General features: G+C 68.4%; 12 protein-coding genes and 1 tRNA gene. 7 read left to right on the top strand and 6 right to left on the bottom strand.

Annotated elements, in window-relative coordinates; all coding sequences use genetic code 11:
- Positions 1-505 precede the first annotated feature (505 nt).
- Genes C560_RS0113170 through C560_RS23350 form a run of 3 tightly spaced genes read right to left on the bottom strand, consistent with a single transcriptional unit; the run spans position 506 to position 2,182 of the window.
- Positions 506-1,417: an NUDIX hydrolase gene (locus tag C560_RS0113170; RefSeq protein WP_026538565.1), complete on the bottom strand. Its 912-nt coding sequence runs from the start codon at positions 1,415-1,417 to the stop codon at positions 506-508.
- Positions 1,418-1,433: 16 nt separating this feature from the next.
- The gene (locus tag C560_RS0113175) at positions 1,434-2,024 is read right to left on the bottom strand and encodes a RidA family protein (RefSeq protein ID WP_231494346.1); all 591 of its coding nucleotides are present in this window, start codon (positions 2,022-2,024) and stop codon (positions 1,434-1,436) included.
- Positions 2,025-2,026: 2 nt separating this feature from the next.
- Positions 2,027-2,182, bottom strand: coding sequence for a DUF4177 domain-containing protein (locus tag C560_RS23350; RefSeq protein ID WP_009359196.1), 156 nt, complete (start codon positions 2,180-2,182; stop codon positions 2,027-2,029).
- Between the two features lie 37 nt (positions 2,183-2,219).
- On the opposite strand from C560_RS23350, the gene C560_RS0113185 reads away from it, so the two are divergent.
- The 5 genes from C560_RS0113185 to C560_RS0113205 all read left to right on the top strand — a co-directional run bounded on the left by C560_RS0113185 (position 2,220) and on the right by C560_RS0113205 (position 9,916).
- The gene (locus tag C560_RS0113185) at positions 2,220-4,514 is read left to right on the top strand and encodes a transglycosylase domain-containing protein (protein WP_043423126.1); all 2,295 of its coding nucleotides are present in this window, start codon (positions 2,220-2,222) and stop codon (positions 4,512-4,514) included.
- A gap of 3 nt (positions 4,515-4,517) precedes the next feature.
- Complete coding sequence (locus C560_RS0113190; RefSeq protein ID WP_026538568.1) at positions 4,518-5,465, top strand: metallophosphoesterase; 948 nt, start codon at positions 4,518-4,520, stop codon at positions 5,463-5,465.
- A gap of 538 nt (positions 5,466-6,003) precedes the next feature.
- Positions 6,004-7,827, top strand: coding sequence for an ABC transporter ATP-binding protein (locus C560_RS0113195; protein ID WP_026538569.1), 1,824 nt, complete (start codon positions 6,004-6,006; stop codon positions 7,825-7,827).
- Positions 7,824-9,710, top strand: a complete 1,887-nt coding sequence (locus C560_RS0113200) for an ABC transporter ATP-binding protein (RefSeq protein ID WP_026538570.1) — start codon at positions 7,824-7,826, stop codon at positions 9,708-9,710. The genes C560_RS0113195 and C560_RS0113200 overlap by 4 nt, the downstream gene beginning before the upstream one ends.
- A 129-nt stretch (positions 9,711-9,839) precedes the next feature.
- Positions 9,840-9,916 (top strand) — tRNA-Pro (locus tag C560_RS0113205).
- Positions 9,917-10,151: 235 nt separating this feature from the next.
- Here the strand turns inward: C560_RS0113205 and C560_RS0113210 are convergent.
- Entirely contained in the window at positions 10,152-10,370 is a 219-nt protein-coding gene (locus C560_RS0113210) for a hypothetical protein (RefSeq protein WP_018776166.1), read from the bottom strand.
- 130 nt (positions 10,371-10,500) lie between these two features.
- On the opposite strand from C560_RS0113210, the gene C560_RS0113215 reads away from it, so the two are divergent.
- Positions 10,501-11,766, top strand: a complete 1,266-nt coding sequence (locus tag C560_RS0113215) for a helix-turn-helix domain-containing protein (protein ID WP_026538571.1) — start codon at positions 10,501-10,503, stop codon at positions 11,764-11,766.
- A 42-nt stretch (positions 11,767-11,808) separates the two neighbouring features.
- Here the strand turns inward: C560_RS0113215 and C560_RS0113220 are convergent, their stop codons facing one another.
- On the bottom strand, positions 11,809-12,810 hold the full coding sequence (locus tag C560_RS0113220) for a phosphoribosylaminoimidazolesuccinocarboxamide synthase (protein ID WP_026538572.1): 1,002 nt from the start codon (positions 12,808-12,810) through the stop codon (positions 11,809-11,811).
- Positions 12,807-14,117: a phosphoribosylamine--glycine ligase gene (purD, locus tag C560_RS0113225; protein ID WP_018776169.1), complete on the bottom strand. Its 1,311-nt coding sequence runs from the start codon at positions 14,115-14,117 to the stop codon at positions 12,807-12,809. The genes C560_RS0113220 and purD overlap by 4 nt, the downstream gene beginning before the upstream one ends.
- A 753-nt stretch (positions 14,118-14,870) precedes the next feature.
- On the opposite strand from purD, the gene C560_RS0113230 reads away from it, so the two are divergent.
- A complete protein-coding gene (locus tag C560_RS0113230) occupies positions 14,871-16,445 on the top strand; it encodes a molybdopterin-dependent oxidoreductase (protein ID WP_026538573.1) in 1,575 nt (524 codons plus the stop codon).
- Positions 16,446-16,472 lie beyond the last annotated feature (27 nt).

Genomic DNA, 16,472 nt, shown 5'->3' on the forward strand with positions numbered 1-16,472 from the left:
GAGATCCTGGGCAGTCTCACCCGCGATGAACCGTTCGACCAAGGCGAGCTTGAATTCGAACGAGTACACCTGTTTCGTCGGCTTGGCCATCAGCGCTCCTCGACCATGGATTCTCCACCGCAGATAGAGAAGCTGCACCGGCGAGTGAGACACACCCAGGACCCGTGCCGCCGCTTTATCCGCGATGCCCTTCTCAAACCACGCTACAGCGGCCTCGCGCTGCCCTTCGGATAACGGACTACGTACATGCATAAAACTGCTCCCCGGGAGTCGGAACTGAATTTCTCAGTCCAACTTCCGGGGAGCAGTTCAGGAGCAGGGCGGGGCATGTCCCGGGCCGGCGCGCCGCAAGAAGGGACATGTCCAGCGCTAAGGAGCAGGGCGGGGCATGTCCCGGGAATCGCCCGCGCTCCCCGCCCAGGCCAAGCCCTAACAGGCTCCCAAGCCAAGCCCTAACAGGCCGCCAACCCGAAACCTGGCTTCCGTGGCGTCGGCCCTCGGCGGCCTAGCGCTCCCGCTGCGGTTCGCCGGCGATCGTTTTGGCTGCTTCGACTTCGAGCATGAGCCGGCCGCCTTCCTCGACGAGCTTCGGCTGGTAGACGTGGGCCTTGCGCTTGTAGCTGAGGTACGCGATGCAGCCGTTGGCCTTGGCCATCTTCTCGAGCATGATCTCCGAGCCGGGGACCAGGAGTTCGCCCAGGGTCCGGCCGACGGTGTTCTCCTGCCCCACCTCGTCACCCAGCACGGTGGTGTCCCGCTCGAGCACAACCTTCCGGACACACACCCAGCGGCCCCAGACGCCCTTGCTGGCCAGCAGCGAGGGCTGCTGGTTCACGGGCACCGTCGCGGCGAAGTACCGGGTGTTGAACCGGCGGTGCGCGAAATCGGGGCTCAGCCAGTTCACCAGGGGTTTGAGCAGGTCGGTGCGCAGCGAGAGACCGCGCTTGGCGAGCACGTCGGTGAAGGACTTCTCCTGCTCGGCCACGGCTTCGCGGGCGCGCATCCATTCGGCACTGGAGGTCAGCTCCACCGTGGTGGACAGGTCGGGGCCGGCCAGCAGGATGCCGGTCTCCTCAAACAGTTCACGGATGGCACCGATGACGTGCCGGCGCGCCAGCCCGACGTCGGACGTCCCCATCTGCTCGGCCCAGTGCTGGGGTGAGGGGCCCAGCCAGCCGACGGCGTCATCGTCGGAGGCTTCCAGCGATCCGCCGGGGAAGGCGAGGACACCGAGCGGGGAGGATCCCGTCCGGTAGCCGAGCCAGGTCTCCAGGCCCGTGGGCGAATCCCGCAGGAGGATTACCGAGGAGGCAAAACGGGGCGCGCGGGGCGTCCGCTCACCGTGTTCAATCCAGCTGCGCGCTGCCCCCTCAAGATCTGGGGGCAGGACGAACAGGCGGCGTTCTAACTGAGGCAACGAAGTAACCGGTCTACTAGGCGAATTCAGCGATCAATTCGACTTCGACGGGCGAGTCGAGTGGCAGGACCGACACGCCGACGGCGGAACGCGCGTGCTGGCCGGCGTCGCCGAGGACCTGGCCCAGCAGCTCCGAGGCGCCGTTGATGACACCGGGCTGCCCGGTGAAGGAAGGGTCGGAGGAAACAAATCCGACAACCTTGACGATCCGCGTGATGCGGTCGAGGTCGCCGATCACGCTCTTGACCGCAGCCAGGGCGTTGACGGCGCAGACGGCAGCGTAGGCCTTCGCGTCTTCCGGGGACACCGTCGATTCGTCGGAGGCGCCCGCCGAACCGGTGGAAACCTTTCCGGTGGCATCGAGCTTGCCGTTGATGAACGGCAGCTGCCCGGAGGTGTAGACGTGGTTGCCGGAAATCACGGCGGGAACATACGCCGCGACCGGAGCCGCGACGTCGGGGAGCGTCAGGCCCAGCTCCGCCAGGCGCTGTTCGACGGCGGACGACGCGCCCGCGCCGCCCGTGCGGCTCTCTGCGCCGGCCGTGTTTTCGGAGATGTTTTCCGCGCCAGCCGGCGTGGCCGGAACGGCTTCTGAGGGGGTGCTCATGGCTACTGCTTCTCCCGCTTCAGGTAGGCAACCAGGCCGTTTCCATCGGGTCCCGGAACAACCTGGACGAGCTCCCAGCCGTCCTCGCCCCATTGGTCCAGGATCTGCTTTGTGGCGTGGATAATGAGCGGAATCGTGGCGTACTCCCATTTGGTCATGACATAAAGCCTAGTCGTTGCCGGTAAAGTGGAAAACATGGCGACTGGCAAGAACCCTTTATTCGACACGGCCACCACCCTCGGAAAGATCTTTCTTTTCCTGGGCGTGAGCGCTATTTGCGGTGTCTTGGTGGCGGGCCTCCTGGTCCCCGCGGCGGCCGTTTCGGGCAGCGCGGCGAGCGGTTCGATCCAGTTCTTTGACACGCTCCCCGCAGAGCTGAAGGTCGATCCGCCGAGCCAGTCGACCACGATCCTGGCGTCCGACGGCAGCCCGATCGCCAACCTCTACGCGGAAAACCGCACCCGTGTTTCGCTGGACCAGATGTCCCCGCACATCAAGGATGCGATCATCGCCATCGAGGACAGCCGCTTCTACGAGCACGGCGGTGTGGACACCACCGGCATCCTGCGCGCCCTCGTGAGCACCGCCCGCGGCAACAAGCAGGGCGCGTCCACGATCACGCAGCAGTATGTGAACAACGTCATCAACTCCTCGCTGGAGGCCGAAGGCAAGGGCGACGAGGTCCTCCTCAACGGCGTCAACAAGGGCGTCGGGGACAAGCTCCGTGAAATGAAGCTGGCCATCGCGCTGGAGAAGAAGTTCACCAAGGAGCAGATCCTCGAGGGCTACCTGAACATCGTGTTCTTCAACCGGGACGCCTACGGCATCGAAGCCGCGTCCAAGTTCTTCTTCAGCACCACGGCCAAGGACCTGACCCTGCCGCAGGCGGCCCTGCTGGCCGGCGTCGTGAACAGCCCTTCTTACTATGACCCGATCACCAACCCGGAGAACGCCAAGGTCCGCCGCGACCTCGTGCTCCGTGCGATGCTGACGCAGGGCAAGATCAAGCAGGCCGACTACGACGCAGCGGTCGCGACGCCGGTGCAGACCAAGGTCACCCAGCCCCGCCAGGGCTGTGCCTATTCGCAGACCGCGCCGTACTTCTGCGACTACGTGCTCCACCTGCTCCTGAACAACCCGGCCTACGGGGCCGACGCTGCCGAGCGTGAGCGGAAGATCTTCCGCGGCGGCCTGACCATCAAGACCACGCTGGATCCGAAGGCCCAGTCCGTTGCCCAGGCCCAGGTGGACGGCTCGGCCGGCGCGAACCCGGACAAGTGGGGCGCCTCGCTGGTGTCCGTGCAGCCGGGCTCCGGCAAGATCGTCTCCATGGCCCAGAACACCGTCTGGTTCCCGGCCGACGGCAAGTTCGACCAGACGCAGAACTTCAACGTGGACGTCCAGGACGCCAAGGGCAATGATCTCAACGGCCTCGGCGGTTTCCAGCCCGGCTCCACGATGAAGCCGTTCACGTTCGCGGAGTGGCTCAACGAGGGCAAGTCGATGAGCACGCAGCTCAACGGCGCCGTGCGCCGCTACTCCCCCAGCTTCCCGTGGAAGAACACCTGCCCCACCCCGACGGACGGCTTCTATGACGCCAACGTCGAGGGGAGCTTCGATCTGCAGAACGCCGACGAGACCCACTACAAGTACATGTCGGTCCTTGACGGTCTGGCGAACTCCATCAACACCATCACGTTCGCCTCGGCCGCCCAACTGGACCTGTGCGGGATCCAGAAGATCGTCGACGCAGTCGGAATCCACGGCGGCAACCCGAGTCCCAACGGCGATGATCCGCACCCGCAGGTGCCCATGACCCGCCTTTCCAACCTCATCGGCGCCACCCAAACGGCCCCGCTGACCATGGCAAGCGCGTTCGCCACCTTCGCCAACGACGGCAAGTACTGCGAACCGATGGCCATCGAGTCCGTAACGGACGCAACCGGCGCCCAGCTGCCGGCCCAGTCACCCAACTGCAGGGACGCGATCAAACCCGAGGTGGCCCACGGCGTCGCGTACGCGATGCAGGAAGTACTCAACCGCGGCTCGGGCTCGCTGATCCAGCCCAGGATTTCGACCCGGACCAGCTTCCCCATCGCGGCCAAGACCGGCACCAACGACAACAACAACTCCACCTGGGTGGCGGGCTACACCAAGGGCCTGGCGACGGCCACCTGGTTTGGTGATCCGCTGAACGGCCAGAAGCGGGACGGCCAGAACGTCACGATCAACGGCAACTTCTACAAGGGCATCGACGGCTACATGATCGCCGGTCCGCAGTTCTCGAACTACATGGCCCAGGTTGCGCCGGCGTACGGCACCGATCCGTTCCCGGAACCGCCGTCGGACATGCTTTACGCCCCGGCGCCGGTGGCACCGCCGCGGAACACCAACCCCGTGGAGCGGAGCACCGAGCCGGCCACGGAACCGTCCGCGGAACCGTCCGCCGACCCAAAGCCGGCACCCACGAAGTCATCCGGCAAGAAGTAGCCGATGACCCTGCGCAATGATCTGGCGAGCCGCGTCCGAAGCATCGGACGCGGCTTTGCCGTGACCGCCGCGATCGGGACGGCGGCAGGGGCGGCCGCTACCGGCTACGGGCTGTGGGAGAAGAACCAGTTCGTGCTCCGGGAGGAAACCCTCCCGATCCTGCCGGCCGGGTTCGGCCCGTTCCGGATACTGCACCTGTCCGATATCCACTTCGTTCCGGGCCAGCACCGGAAAGCACAGTGGCTGTCCTCCCTGGCGCAACTGCAACCGGATCTCGTGGTGAACACGGGCGACAACCTCAGCCATGCCAAAGGCGTGGACCCCCTCGTGGCGGCCCTGCGCCCCCTGCTGGAATTCCCGGGCGTTTTTGTCCCCGGCTCGAACGACTACTTCGGCCCGAGTTTGAAGAACCCGGCGTCATATTTGTTCGGGCCCTCTGGCGAGCGCAAAGACCCGGAGAAGCTCGACTGGCCCCGGCTGCGTTCCGAGTTCGGCATGTCCGGCTGGCTGGACCTGACCAACCGCTGCCAGTCCGTTGTGCTCAAGGGCATGCGCTTCGATTTCTCCGGTGTCGACGACCCCCACCTGCGCCTGGAACGGTACGCGGGCTGGCCGCGCGGCACCAAGGGCCGGGACGCCGACCCGCACCTGCGCATCGCCGTCGCGCACGCACCCTACCAGCGCGTCCTGGACCACTTCACCGAAGCCGGCGCCCATCTCCTCTTGGCCGGCCACACCCACGGCGGCCAGATCTGCGTCCCGGGCTACGGGGCCCTGGTCACCAACTGCGACCTGCCGACCTGGCGGGCCCGGGGGCTGCACTCCTGGGAAAGCAACGGCAGGACGACGCCGGTGAACGTCTCGGGCGGCATCGGCACGTCCCGCTTCGCCCCGGTCCGCATCGCCTGCCGGCCCGAAGCCGTTCTGCTCACACTGACCTCCCGCGCCTAGGCCTGGCCGCAGCCCGCCCTGACCGTCCTCCTCGACCTCCGGTCCTGCCCGTCCTCGGGTCCGGCGGGTGGACATGCCCTCCCCTCGCGCCCGCGCCCACGGGACATGCCCGCCCCAGGTCGCAAGCAATGGGCATAGGCCCACAATGCCCACCCGCCACGGCCACCACTGGACATGTCCCGCCGGGCTCCGCGCCACCACCGGACATGCCCACCCGCCACGGCCACCACTGGACATGCCCCACCGGACATGCCCACCCGCCACGGCCACCACCGGACATGCCCACCCGCCACGGCCACCACCGGACATGCCCACCCGCCACGGCAACCACTGGACATGTCCCGCCGGGCTCCGCGCCACCACTGGGCATGTCCCGGGGTCCCCGCCGCCCGTACCCCATTGCGGATCGTAATGACTGGGCGAGATGCTGGGAGCGCTGAACAACGTGTGAATCCGGTCACCCGATGGCCTAGGGTAGTTGCTACAGGAAACTACATTCAACGGTGCGATCTATGCACGGGCGTCTTAAGAAGCAGGCATGGCCAAGCAGAGTTCATTCTTCACCTCCATCAGCCGTCTCTACCCGCACGTCAGGCCAATCCTGCCCCGGCTGGTTATGGGCCTGCTCTGCGCACTGCTGGCCAGCCTCATGGCACTGGCCATCCCGCAGGTGCTGCGCGTGCTGGTCAACGAGTCCCTGAACCCCGGCGGCCGCGCGGAGGCCGTCTGGACCGCCTCGGTCATCATCCTGGTCCTGGGCATCGCCGAGGCGGGACTCGTGGCCCTGCGCCGGCAGTTCGTCATCAATCCCGCCACCACCGTCGAGACCCGGATGCGGGTCTCGCTCTACGGGCACCTTCAGGACCTCACGGTCGCCTTCCATGACCGCTGGGGCTCCGGGCAACTGCTGTCCCGGGCCATGACGGACCTGAACTTCCTGCGCCGCTGGATGGCTTTCGGCGCCATCATGCTGGTGGTCACCACGCTCACCGTGGTGATCGGCGTCGCGGTGATGTTTGCCATGAGCTGGCAGCTGGCCCTGATCTTCCTGGCCGCCGCCGTGCCGATCATGATCTACGGATTCCGCTTCCGCACCCGGTTCAGCAAGGTGGCCCGCCGCAGCCAGGACCAGGCCGGGGACCTCGCCACGACGGTCGAGGAATCCGTGCACGGCATCCGCGTGCTGAAGGCCTTCGGCCGCAGCCGCGAGGCACTGGAGAATTTCAACGAACAGGCCGAGGAACTCCGGCAGACCGAGATCGCCAAGGCCAAGCACCTGGCCACCTTCAGCCTGGTGGTGACACTCCTGCCCGAGCTCGCACTCGGAGCCGGCCTCGTCGTCGGCATCCTGCTGGCATCCACAGACCAGCTCTCCATCGGCTCCCTGGTGGCCTTCTTCGCCACCGCCGCCGTGGTCGCCGCGCCGGTCGAGTTCTGCGGCATGCTGCTGGCGATGGCCCTCACCGCGAAGTCCGCGGTGGACCGGCACTTCGAGGTCATGGACGCGCAGAACACGATCACCAGCCCGGACCAGCCCCGTCACCCGGCCGGACTCAAGGGTGCCCTCAGCTTCCGCAATGCCTCGTTCGCGTTCGAGGACGCGCCGGACAAGCCGATCCTCAAGGACATCACCCTGGACATCCGCCCCGGCGAAACCATGGCCCTCGTGGGCATCACGGGCGGCGGCAAAAGCGCCCTGATCCAGCTGGTCCCCCGCCTCTATGACGTCACCGGCGGCGCCATCACCATCGACGGCGTGGACCTGCGCGAGTTCGCCGTGGAGGACCTGCGCACCGTGGTCGCGGTGGCGTTCGAGGACACCACGCTGTTCTCCAGCTCCGTCCGGGACAACGTCCTGCTCGGCGCGCCCGACGCCGGATCGGCGGAAGGCCGCGACGCGGCGCTGGAAGAAGCCCTCGACGTCGCCCAGGCCCACTTCGCCTACTCCCTGCCGGACGGGGTGGATACCCTGATCGGCGAGGAGGGCCTCAGCCTCTCCGGCGGCCAGCGCCAGCGCATCGCCCTGGCCCGGGCCATCGCCGCGAAACCGGCCGTACTGGTCCTGGACGATCCGCTCTCGGCGCTGGATGTGAACACCGAGGTGCTCGTCGAGGCGCGGCTGCGCAAGGTCCTCGCGGACACCACCACGCTGATCGTGGCGCACCGGCCCTCCACGGTGGCGCTGGCCGACCGGGTGGCCCTGCTCGAGGACGGCCGGATCGCGGCCGTCGGAACCCATGCGGAACTGCTCGCCAAGAACAGCCATTACCGCTACGTGATCGCCAGCCTGGACCCGGAACCGCGGGACCTGGATTCAGAATTGTCCGCCCTCGAGGACCAGTCCGAGGAGATTTCCCGATGAGCAACGCCACGTTCGGCACGGCCAATGAGGACAACGCGCACCTCAGCAGGAACGAAAGCAAGGCCGTCCGGCGGCGTTCCCTGACCCTCCTGGGGTCCCTGATCCGCCCCGTCCGGGCCCGGTTCTGGCTGACGATCGGCGCCGTCGTGCTGTCCCAGGCCGCCCGCGTGGCCGGGCCGGCGCTGATCGCGTTCGGCATCGACCATGCCCTGCCCGCCGTGCGCGCCGGCAACAGCCTTCCTCTGGTGCTCGCCGGCGTCGCCTACCTTGCCGCGGCCGTCGTGGCGGCCGGCCTGACGGCCCTGTACGTGACCTCGACGGCGCGGCTCAGCCAGGCGATGCTGCTGGACCTCCGCGTCCGGGTCTTCCGCCACACGCAGCGGCTGAGCCTGGAATTCCACGAGAAATACACCTCCGGGCGCATCATCGCCCGGCAGACCTCGGACCTGGAGGCCCTGCGCGAACTCCTGGATTCCGGCGTGAGCTCGCTGGCCTCGGGAACACTGTTCATGGCCTTCACCGCCGTGACCGTGTTCGCCCTGGACTGGCGCAGCGGCGTGCTGGTGCTGGCCGCCGGCGTGCCGATGTATCTCCTGGCCCGCTGGTACCAGAAGCACTCCCAGATCGCCTTCCGCGAATCCCGGGTGGTCTCGGCCCGGCTGATCGTGCACTTCGTGGAGACCATGACCGGGATCCGCGCCGTGAAGGCCTTCCGGAAGGAACGCGAGAATGCCGCGCGCTACGCCGGACTGTCGGAGGACTACCGGCGCGCGACCGTCCGCTCCATCAACCTCAACGGCATCTTCCAGCCGGGGCTGGTGCTGATCGGGAACGTGTGCGTGGCTCTCGTGCTGCTCACCGGCGGTTTCCGGGTCCTCAGCGGCGACCTGGAAGTGGGCGTGCTCCTGGCCCTGATCCTGTCCGCCAAGCGCTTCTTCCAGCCGGTGGACCAGATGGCGATGTTCTACAACTCCTTCCAAAGCGCCCAGGCGGCCCTGGAAAAGGTCTCGGGCCTGCTCGAGGAGGTCCCCACGGTGCGGCCGCCGAAAACACCCGCGGCCCTGCCCCAGGCGCGGGGCAGCATCGACTTCAACGGCGTCGAATTCCGCTACGGCGAGGGCCCGGTCGTCATCCCGCGTCTGGACCTGCACATCCCCGCCGGCCAGACGGTCGCGCTCGTCGGGCAGACCGGGGCCGGCAAATCCACCCTTGCGAAGCTGATTGCCCGCTTCTACGACGTCTCGGCCGGGTCCCTGACCCTCGACGGCGTGGACCTGCGCCAGCTCACCACCGAGGACCTGCGCCGGAATGTCGTTATGGTCACCCAGGAGGCCTTCCTGTTCAGCGGTTCCGTGGCGGACAACATCGCCCTGGGCCGGCCCGAAGCCTCGCGCGGGGAGATCGAGGACGCGGCCAGGGCGGTGGGGGCGCACGCCTTCATCATGGAACTTCCGGACGGCTACGACACCGACGTCAACAAGCGCGGCGGCCGCGTCTCCGCAGGGCAGCGCCAGCTGATCAGCTTCGCCCGCGCCTTCCTGGCCCGCCCGGCCGTCCTGATCCTGGACGAGGCCACGTCCTCGCTGGACATCCCGTCGGAGCGCATGGTCCAGCAGGGCCTCGCGGGGCTGCTGCAGGGCACCCGGGAGGCCGGCCAGCAGGCGACCGGCGGCCAGGCGACCGGCGGCCAGCCCGCCGCGGCCCCGGGCGCCGGGCGGACAGCGCTGATCATTGCCCACCGGCTCTCCACCGTGGAGACGGCGGACCGGGTCCTGGTGGTGCACGACGGACGCGTCGTCGAGGACGGCACCCCGGAGCAGCTGATCGGCGACGGCGGCGCCTTCGCCCGGCTCCACGGCGCCTGGAAAGACTCGCTGGTCTGAGCGGCTCCTGCCGAGACCGGCCGGCATCCGGGCCGGGACGACGGCGGGACGCGTCCCGGCCGACGCCCCGATTTCACATCCGGGCCCATGATCGGATACTCTTGTGAAGTTGCTTTTGAAGCAGCGGATCGGGATGTGGCGCAGCTTGGTAGCGCGCGTCGTTCGGGACGACGAGGTCGCAGGTTCAAATCCTGTCATCCCGACCAAACACAAAGAGGGCCCTCCACGCGGAGGGTCCTCTTTTGTATGTCCGCTGCATGTCCGGCACGATTTCATTTGCGTCACCGGCGCGTCTCCGGCGGCGAACTTCCCGGCGCGGGGCGCCCCGGACACAACTCGGCGCCGGACACAGCACAGCCCCGGGAGACAATCTCCCGGGGCTGTGCCGGACATCCGCAGGCAGCCGGCCGTTGCTGCGCCGGGCCCGCTATGCCGGGGCTGTTACATCGGGTCGGGCCAGTTGCCGACGTTCAGCGAGTGGGTCATGGGGTCGGGCCAGTTGCCCACTGCCTGGGCCGTGCGCATGGGGTCGGGCCAGTTGCCGACGGCGGCAACGTCTGAGACATCGGTCAATGAAGCAGCGGACAGCACGGCCGGGGCCGCGGCGGAGAATGCCAGTGCGCCCGCCAAGACGGCGCCGGCTGCAATCTTCTTCAACATAGAGTTCCTCAATATGCGTTGGGGTCCTTAACCAAGTCAGTACTACCCTTGTTGACACACATTGTAAAATGGTTTCCACAGAGACTGTCAAGCATTTAGTACAAAGAATGTCCGGAATTAGGAGGTATCCGTGGGGAACGGATTTGGGGAGAAGCTCCGCGCGGAACGGCTCGAACGGGGCCTGACGCAAGCGGAGCTGGGCCGCGACCTGTACTCCCCCAGCTACATCTCTCTGTTGGAAACCGGGCGCCGCGAGCCGACGGCCGACGTCATCGAAGAGCTGGCCCACCGGCTTGAACTTGCCCCCAAGGCGCTCGAGGCCTGGAGCCAGCCGGTGTCCACCAGCGACGCCGAATACGTGCTCGCGGGGCTGTATGCCCGGCAGGCCTGGGACCTCCGGGACTACCCCGTGGCCGCCACCCACGCCGCCGCCGCCGCCAAGATCGCCCTGGAGGCCAGGAACACCAGCGCGTGGTGGAACATGACCTATATGCAGGCCGAGTGCCTGATCAAGCAGGGCCTCTGGCAGGAGTGCAAGGACGTAGTCCAGAATCTCCTGGAGCACCCGATGGCCGCGGAGTCGGCCGGGCTCGGCGTCCGGGCCCAGCAGATGCTCGCCGCAGCCTCGCAGGGCCAGGGCCAGCTGACCGCCGCCGTCGAGCATGCGCAGGAAGCGGTGCGGCTCTGCGCAGAGCTGCCCAAGGGCTCCACCATGATCATCGGCGCCCTCCGCGCCCTGATCGGCGCCCTGGCTGAGAGCGGCCGGCTCGATGAGGCGTGGGAGTACTGCCAGGCCATGAACGACCAGATGGACGACCACTCAATGTCCCAGCTCGCCGGCGAGGTGGCCTGGGTGATCGGCAACGTGGCCTTCATGCGCCACGACTACCCCGAGGGGATCAAATATCACGAGCGGGCCGGCCGGCTGCTCTCCCCGGCCAACGACATCGACCTGTGGGCCCGGTTCAACAAGGCCTCGGCCGCCGTCCGCCTGTCCTCGGGCATCGTCGAGCCCGAGACGCTGTCATCGATCGAGCGCGCCGAGCTGGCCCTCTCGATTGTCGGCGGCAACAAGACGGACCAGCTGGAGGTCGCCTTCATCCGGGCCCGCTGGCTCTACCTCACCGGCGACATCGTGGCCGCCGTCCAGAAGCTGCGCGAGATCCATGCCGAGCGGGAGGCACTGGCCCGGCACACCGCCGGCGAGGTCTCCCTGCTGCTGGGAAAGGCGCTTAAGGCTGCCGGGGAGTCCGCGGAGGCCCTGCTGTACCTTGAGGAAGCCCAAAAGGAGTTCAGCGCCGCGGGCGCCTCGGACCGGGTCCAGCAGGCCCTGGACGCGGTGCTCGAGATCAAGCTCGCCCAGCGCCGGGCCGAGGCCGCTTCCGCGGAAGCCTAGCCCCGCCCGGACCGGGCTCGGCCGGGCCCGGGCGCGGCCGGGCTAGGCGAACGTCCGGCCGGTGAGCTTCTCGTAGGCCTCCACGTAGCGGCTGCGCGTGCGCGCCACGACGTCGGCCGGAAGGACAGGCGGGGGCGTGTCGGAGGCCTTGTCCCAGCCCGATGCCGGCGAGGTCAGCCAGTCGCGCACATACTGCTTGTCGTAGGACGGCTGCGCCTGCCCGGGCTGGTACGTGGCCGCGTCCCAGAATCGTGAGGAATCCGGGGTCAGCACCTCGTCGCCCAGGGTTATGACGCCGGTCGCCGCGTCCAGGCCGAACTCCACCTTGGTGTCGGCCAGGATGATGCCGCGGCCGCGCGCGATTTCCTCGGCCTTGGTGTAGATCTCCAGGGTCAGCCTGCTCAATTCCGCCGCGACGTCCGCACCGACGAGACCCACGACGGCGTCGTAGGTGATGTTCTCGTCGTGCTCGCCCACCTCGGCCTTGGCCGACGGCGTGAAGATCGCCTCCTGCAGCCGCGACCCGTCAACCAGGCCGGCGGGCAGCGGGATGCTGCACACGGTGCCCGACTCGCGGTACTCCGCGAGCCCGGTGCCGGTGAGATAGCCGCGGGCGATGCATTCGACCGGGAACATGTCGAGCTTCTTGCAGATCATCGCCCGGCCCTCGACGGCGGCGGGAACACCGCCGTCGGCCGTGGAGGCGAGGACGTGGTGCGCGACGCCGAGCTGGTCGAACCACCACAGGCTCAGCTGGGTCAGGATGCGGCCCTTGTCCGGGATCTCGCTGGCCAGGACGTGGTCGAACGCGCTGATCCGGTCGCTGGCAACCACCAGGACACAGTCCTGGCCGAAGCGCTCCGCGACGGCGGGGTCCGCGGGGACGTAGAGGTCGCGGACCTTGCCGGAGTAGACGTGCCGCCAGCCCGGCAGGTCCTGCGTGGCGGTGTCGAGCCCGCCCTTGGGCCGGGTCTCGGGCGTGGTCTCAGGCGTGGTCTCGGGCTGGGCGCCGGGCGCCGGCGCTGCGGGTTCGGTCACGTTCATGCCTTCGCTTTCGACGCGGCCGGGGTTCCCGGCGCGGCTACCCGGATCTGGCCGCGGGCGGCCTTGCCGCCGATGTCGGTGCGGAACTGGCTGCCGTCCAGCTGGACGAGCTCGACGCCGTCGTACGCCCGTTCCCGGGCCTCCACGAGGTCCGTACCCAGCGCCACAACCGCCAGGACGCGGCCGCCGGCAGAGACGACCTTGCCTTCGCCGTCGAGCTTGGTGCCGGCGTGGATCACGTGGACGCCGTCCAGGGCGTCGACCTTCTTCAGGCCCCGGATGCGGTCGCCGGTCCGCGGGGTGTCAGGGTAGTTTTCGGCAGCCACGACGACGGCGACGGCCGTGTCCTTGGACCAGCGCAGCGGCTGCACCTTGTCCAGTTCGCCCTTGGCGGCAGCCATGAGCAGCCCGCCGAGGGGCGTCTTGAGCCGGGCGAGGACGGCCTGGGTTTCGGGGTCGCCGAACCGGACGTTGAACTCGATGACCCTCGTCCCGCGCGAGGTCAGGGCGAGGCCGACGAAGAGGACGCCGACGAACGGGGTGCCGCGGTGCGCCATCTGGTTGACCGTGGGCTGGGCGATGCGGTCGATCACTTCCTGCACGAGGCCTTCGGGGGCCCATTCCAGGGGTGTGTACGCGCCCATGCCGCCGGTGTTGGGGCCTTCGTCGTTGTCGAAGATGCGCTTGAAGTCCTGCGCCGGGGACAGGGCCACGGTGTTGGTGCCGTCACAAAGAACGAACACGGAGACCTCGGGTCCGTCCAGGAACTCCTCGATCACTACAGTGCCGCCCGCGTCGAAGCAGGTCTGGGCGTGCGCCAGGGCCTCGTCGCGGTTGGAGGTGACCACGACGCCCTTGCCGGCGGCGAGCCCGTCGTCCTTGACGACGTAGGGAGCGCCGAAGGTATCGAGGGCGTCGGCGGCTTCCCCGGCGTTGGAGGCAACGCGGGCCATTGCGGTGGGCACGCCGGCCTCGGCCATGACTTCCTTTGCGAAGGCCTTGGACGCTTCCAGCTGGGCCGCGGCCTTACTGGGGCCGAAGACCGGAATGCCGGCAGCGCGGACGGCGTCGGACACGCCCGCGGCGAGGGGCGCCTCCGGACCGACCACCACCAGGTCCACGGTGAGCTTGACAGCCAGCGCGGCGACGGCGTCGGGATCGTTCGCGTCGATCGCATATGTGGGGACCAGCGCACTGATTCCGGCGTTGCCCGGGGCCGCGTGGACCTCGGAAACGTTGGGGTCTGCAAGCAAGGATCGGACAATGGCGTGTTCGCGGCCGCCGGGGCCGATGACAAGTACCTTCACAGTCTCCAAGGGTACGTGGTGCACCCCGCAGGCTCCTAAGCTGTGTCGGCCGCTGGACATGCTCAATTTTCGCGGCCGGGCACTCGCGGGCGCAGAGCAATCTGCGGGACATGCCCAGTCCCGGGCGCAGGGGCAACCCGCGGGCTCGGCACTCGCGGGCGCCGGGGCAATCCGCGGGACATGTCCAGCCCCGGCCTCGGCCATTGGGCACAATGCCACCATGCCCACGCCTGGGCGCTGGGGCTGGACATGTCCCGTGGTGCCGGCGAACATGCCCCTGCCGAAATGCCAAGGCTGGACATGTCCTCCTGGGCCCGGGGAACATGTTGCACCCGCCAAGTTACGGCGGGACATGTCCCCCGGCCGCGTGGAACAGACCAGGCGCCAGCCCCGGGACCGCATTTGGGTCCGCAGCGCGGCACCCACGGGCGCCGGGCAATCCGCGGGACATGTCCAGTCCCGGCCTCGGCCATTGGGCACAATGTCACCATGCCCACGCCCGGGTTCCAAGACTGGACATATCCCGTGGACCGCAGGGCATGCCCACGCCCGGGTTCCAAGACTGGACATATCCCGTGGACCGCAGGGCATGCCCACGCCCGGGTTCCAAGACTGGGCATGTCCCGTGGACCGCGGGGCATGTCCACTCCCGGGTTCGGCCGGAGGGCATGCCCACCGGCCGGAGGACCGGGCCCGGCGCCGGACAATCCACCGGGCCTGCGGCTACGAATGGCCTGTATGAACAAACCCAGCATGAAGCCCAGCAAGCGGTCCCGCGGCGCCACAGCCCTGGCCGCGGTGGCCGGAGTGGCTGCGGCCGCCGTCGTCCTGTCCGTCGCGGAACTGATCGGGGCGTTCTTCACCGCGCGGGCCACACCCGTCATTGCGCTGGGCTCCACGTTCATCGACTTCACGCCGCCGTGGATGAAGGATTTTGCGATTGCCACGTTCGGCACCAACGACAAGGCCGCGCTGTTCGCCGGCATGGCCGTCACGATCCTGCTCCTCGCGTGCGTGCTCGGCATCGTGGCGTACCGGAAGTGGGCCCTGGGTGTGGCCGGCGTGGTGCTGATGGGCGCCGTGATCGTCGGCAGCGTGGTGACGCGGGCCAGCGTCAAGCCGGTCGATGCCATTCCTTCCCTGATCGGCACCGTCGCCGGGCTGGTGGTGCTGCGGCTCCTGATCACCCGGCTGTGGCGGATGCAGGAATGGCCGGACCGGGCCGCGGACCTCGCCGCGAAGGAACCCGAGCGCCCGGCGACCACCCGGCGCGGGTTCTTCGCCGCCGCCGGCATCACCGCGGCCGCCTCGGCCGTGGCCGCCACCGGCGGACGGCTGCTGAGCGCGGCCCGCAGCAACGTGGCCGCCGCCCGCGAGTCGCTGCAGCTGCCTGCCCCCGCCAAGGCCGCCCCCGCGGTCCCGGCCGGGGTGCAGTCCAAGGCGCCCGGCGTCACGCCGTGGCTGACCCCGAACAAGGACTTCTACCGGATCGACACGGCTCTGAGTGTGCCGGAGATCAACGCCCAGGACTGGGAACTGCGCATCCACGGCCTCGTGGAACAGGAGGTCCGGCTCACCTTCCAGGACCTCCTCGACGCCCAGCTCATCGAATCCCACGTGTCCCTGACCTGCGTGTCCAACCCGGTCGGCGGCAACCTGGCCGGCAACGCCAAATGGCTGGGCATGCCCATCCGCGACGCCCTGAAGCTGGCCCGCCCCACGCAGGGCGCGGACATGGTGCTCTCCACCTCGATTGACGGCTTCAGCGCCTCCACGCCCCTGGAGGTCCTCCAGGACGACCGCGACGCGATGCTGGCAATCGGCATGAACGGCGAGGCGCTCCCGCTCGAACACGGTTACCCGGTGCGGATGGTGGTTCCCGGGCTGTACGGCTTCGTCTCCGCCACCAAGTGGGTAGTGGACCTGGAGGTGACCCGGTTCGCGGACAGCAAGGCCTACTGGACCCAGCGCGGCTGGTCCGAACGCGGCCCGATCAAGACCATGGCCCGGGTCGAGGTGCCCAAGTCCTTCGCCAAGGTCCCCGCCGGAAAGGTCGCAATCGGCGGCACCGCGTGGGCCCAGACCCGCGGGATCACCAAGGTCGAGGTGCAGATCGACAGCGGGCCCTGGACCGAGGCAGTCCTCTCCGAGGAGGCCTCCCTCATCACGTGGCGGCAGTGGTCCCTCGACTGGGAGGCCACGCCGGGCCCGCACTACCTCAAGGTCCGTGCCACGGACGGCACCGGCGAGGTCCAGACGGACAAGCGGGCGGATCCGGTCCCGGACGGCGCCTCCGGCTGGCAGTCGGTGATGGTGACCGTGGAATAACCGGGGTATCAGCACCGGGCACCATAG

It is taken from the genome of Arthrobacter sp. 9MFCol3.1 (genome assembly GCF_000620385.1).
GTDB lineage: Bacteria > Actinomycetota > Actinomycetes > Actinomycetales > Micrococcaceae > Arthrobacter.